The 3,798-nt window shown below is 37.3% G+C and carries 4 protein-coding genes; 1 reads left to right on the plus strand and 3 read right to left on the minus strand.

Annotated features, from left to right (window positions below):
* Positions 1-974 (plus strand): 3'-5' exonuclease (locus A3729_RS10735; protein ID WP_197475792.1); only part of this gene is annotated, 974 nt, incomplete at its 5' end.
* 129 nt (positions 975-1,103) lie between these two features.
* Here the strand turns inward: A3729_RS10735 and A3729_RS10740 are convergent.
* The 3 genes from A3729_RS10740 to A3729_RS10750 form a co-directional block, all read right to left on the minus strand.
* Positions 1,104-2,459, minus strand: coding sequence for an LPD7 domain-containing protein (locus A3729_RS10740; protein ID WP_068633801.1), 1,356 nt, complete (start codon positions 2,457-2,459; stop codon positions 1,104-1,106).
* The gene (locus tag A3729_RS10745; protein WP_068633803.1) at positions 2,456-2,782 is read right to left on the minus strand and encodes a hypothetical protein; all 327 of its coding nucleotides are present in this window, start codon (positions 2,780-2,782) and stop codon (positions 2,456-2,458) included. Before A3729_RS10745 ends, A3729_RS10740 begins: the two co-directional genes overlap by 4 nt.
* 249 nt (positions 2,783-3,031) lie before the next feature.
* Positions 3,032-3,448 (minus strand): hypothetical protein, encoded by a 417-nt coding sequence (locus tag A3729_RS10750; protein WP_068633805.1) that lies wholly within the window; start codon positions 3,446-3,448, stop codon positions 3,032-3,034.
* Positions 3,449-3,798 lie beyond the last annotated feature (350 nt).

Consider the following 3,798-nt stretch of genomic DNA (forward strand, 5'->3'; position numbering starts at 1 on the left):
ATATACTAAATATTTTACTACTCTTTATTCAAAACCCGTCATCAGCGATCTCAGAAATTGGAATTGCACCTGATCACTGCTCATTCCACACGTTTGAAGACGAGATTCAAGAAGCATCTTTCATTGTTGATAGCATTAGATCTGCAATCGAGAGAGGGGGCAAGGAGAACGATATCTGTGTTTTAACGAAGCAGCTTTCTTCGCAATACACAGAATTAGTGAGGGAAGAGTTAACGAGAGCTGGAATAAACAATCTAGACATGTCTGACCTACAAGATGCTCTAAAAGAGCCTCTAGGACAATTATTTTCGCTGTTTCTGAAATCCATAATTGCGCCAACACCTGAAGTAATGTCTAAGTTATTTCATATAAATCTATCGTTGAATAAGGTCAATTCAGGTGACTCAAAAGAAGAACCTTTGACGTTAGCTTTGGTCAATTTCATATCACATAAGCGTGAATTAATTACGCCTTTAACTTCAACTGATGAACTTATATCTTTTTTACATGGTTTCGTTCACGAACTTGGAGTGAAAAAAATAAAAGGTCGATGGAAACAATACAAATCTCCAGAATACTTCCAACAGATCTGGCAAACGCTAGAGGGTCATTTGAGGGATATGTGTGATCAAGCCAGTGCGTTGGAAGAGGCAGTAATGCTATTCAGTGCTGAAAATTCGGTACACTTAATGAATGTGCATAAGTGTAAAGGGCTTGAATATGACTCCGTATACTTTATTGGACTTGAGGATCAGGCATTTTGGAACTATAGAAATCAACCATTCGAGGACAATTGCTCCATATATGTGGCTCTTTCCAGAGCGAAAGAGCAAATTTACGTTACTTATACAAAATATAGATCACATCGTATTAATAGAGGGTTTGATAATAGACTATCCACTAATGACTCGCTGAAGCCGGTAGTCGATTTATTGATTCATAAATGTAGGTTTCGAAAAATAGATCATTCGTAAAATAGTTGTTCCGGTCTCCGGTTTTGGCCTAGTCTTTTGATTACGAATTGTTATGTTCTGTTTTGTATCTAGCTTGTGTACTAACGGGGAACCACTGAACGAGAGAGCAACTTACCTACACCTAAAAAATTATTGTTTTTTACGATACTTTAGCTTCGTGGTTTTGAATAACTCTTTCTTATTCTTCTCATTATCTATTTGGTCACCGATAGAGGGCGAGTCAATCTCTTTCAGGCCCGAAATATAAGACTTATCTTTGCTATTTGGCTTATATCCTACGATATCTCGATTATAAATATCCGGCTTCTCTTGCTGTAGCTCCTTATACCTCCTCCAGATTCTTTGTTTAAATTTTCTAGAGCCCGACAGTTTTATTGTTGAGTTAGGGGAATATTTCTGGTAAGCAAGCGTGATTGCGGCATCAATAACATCATTCGAGGAGTCGTCATAAATAACAATGTTATTATTTGTCTCACGGAATACTCTGCCACCGGAATCATTGCAATAGTAGTCAATGTGGCGGCCACGGTGTATTGATGTATATTGGGCTAGCGGGGAGTTCTCGCTAGGAAATAATTGCTTGTATTGTTCTGAGGTATTATCCGGCTCTACTGCGCCTGAAATATTATTCAGAGCTTCCATTTGCTCCTTATATTCTTTGATATTTTTCAGTAATTCGAAATGCTCCTCCTCGTCATATTCCAGTTCATCAATGATCTTTTTCCACGAAAAACCGATGGCAGAACCTTTGAAAGTATAATTTTGATAAGCGTATGAAATTCCAGAAACTCGTTTGTTTTTGGCGTGTGAGATTAGAGGGGTGATGCCTTGCTTTTTTAGTTGTTTGACGAAAGATGGGATGCTCGGCTTTTTTAATGCTTCAGCCAAACATTCTTTCAGGTATTTTTTAACTTCTTTGGACGGCTGGGGCAGTAGGGCTTTGTTAGGAATTACGTTGCCATCCTCAAAGCGAAGAACCTTAGTTAGATTATTTTCATCTTCTATCTCAGAACATAATTTGTTCCAGATTTTCATGTCTCGTTTGGGGTTATAGGCAATGCCTCGTTTATTGCGCCGGTCTGATACCAAATGTGCATGAATTGTTTTGTCACAATCGCCATGAACAACAAGAAGGTAGCTTCTGTTTAATCCGAAGAGTTTGTTCCGTTTCATCGCTTCTTTTGACAAAGAAATTACATCTGACGGTGATAGATTGTCTTTTTTTGGGAAGGATATTGTGTAATGTTCATAAAGCTTATTGGTTTTAACCCGATGCTTTAGATCCCACTTTTTATTATCAACATCAATCTTCTCAGAGAATTTCTTCGCAAATTCTTTGATGCAATCTCCGTGCAAAAACGGATGGTCAAAATTTGTCTCAACAAGCAATATTCGGTCTGGATTATCTTGATCATCCAATACGTATTTAACGGTGTTATAACATCCTCTTTTGGTTTCGCCGCGATGGATTTTCTTGAAAATCATTCGGCTAGCAGGTCGTTTATTTTCTTCAATTCATCGCGCAAATTATTGAGCCATTCTTCAAGCTTGTGGGGATTAACTGGCTCCATGAATTTGACAGAATAATTCAGCACCTTGGCAATTTGGTTAAAATTTCCACTGGCGTGTTTCAATAGTTTCAACGCCGCAATGTCAAACTTGCTTGGCTTCTCAATCGTAATATCAATGCCAGAAGCTAAGTTAATAACAAAGTCATTCACGTATGAATTTGCTTCATGAGCACATTGCTTTAGATATTCTATTTCTTCTTCAGAATAACGAAGGTAAAGGCGTTTTTCTCTTTTCATGCTCTTCTCCTTTTTTTATTATTTTTGTACAAACGCAGTGAAGTCAAAACAAGTTGGGATTGGCTATGAAACATCGTTTCAGAGTTGGTGCTGGTAGTATCGGTAGATACTACGAGGCAGCCCAAGCCCCTTTCTTGCAATATTTATATCACTTCGTACTTACACAAATATCATAAAAAAAACAGATTGGAAGAGGCGGTCATGGTATTTAGTTTAGAGAAGGTCAGGCAGCCACATTGGCTGCCTTGGTTATTTCGAAGATTTAGGGCCGTCAGGTGGTGACGGCCTGTTTGAAGGTGGGGTAGGTTTATCTTTATCAGATTCTAACAACTCATCGACCGTGCGAAATCGAAGTTTAAGTTCATGATCCTGTTTAGGCTTTTTCTTCTTTTTGAGCATGTGGAACATGAACCACCAGAAGAACAGCATGGCACATGGTTTTTGGTTTAGTTTATCTTCAACATCTTCGTCACAAACAAAAAAGCTTAGTTTGTCATTCAGCTCTTTATCAATCAGATATTGCTTTAAAGCTTTTTCAATTGTTGGATGATCAAACAAGTAATTGATTATGTCCTTATCGAATAAAATAATCTCTTTCAGGGTTTCTAATTCGTCAGTTGTTTGTAATTTAAATTTATCAGTAAGTTGCATCAAAATTAATTTCATGAAAATCTCCGTTTATTTTTATTCGTATCATCAAATGAAATTAAATCAATCATGAGCTATAGCTCATTTTTCTGAAGAGAAAATGCATTGACGCATTTTCGAAATGGGTTAATTCATACAAAGTCGAATTTTGCCCCTTTAACCGTAGTTATTCAGTTTCGCTAGGCAGTGACCTTGCTAGTACAAAACACCAGCCTTAAAACGCTAAAATCTGGTGTTTCTGGATAGATTTAATTGATGCAGGGTAGAGGAAATTGATAAAAATCTAATGTGACATCAAAGCTAAATTGATTTTTCTGGAAGTAACTTTCCACGAGAATCGTGGCTATCTTTGAACTATAGGTAGTGGT

The sequence above is a fragment of the Oleiphilus sp. HI0043 genome (assembly GCF_001634935.1).

Excerpts from the sequence above, each read along its gene's own strand:
- A3729_RS10740 (WP_068633801.1), bottom strand. The coding sequence starts at position 2,459 with ATGATTTTCAAGAAAATCCATCGCGGCGAAACCAAAAGAGGATGTTAT.
- A3729_RS10745 (WP_068633803.1), bottom strand. The coding sequence starts at position 2,782 with ATGAAAAGAGAAAAACGCCTTTACCTTCGTTATTCTGAAGAAGAAATA.
- A3729_RS10750 (WP_068633805.1), bottom strand. The coding sequence starts at position 3,448 with ATGAAATTAATTTTGATGCAACTTACTGATAAATTTAAATTACAAACA.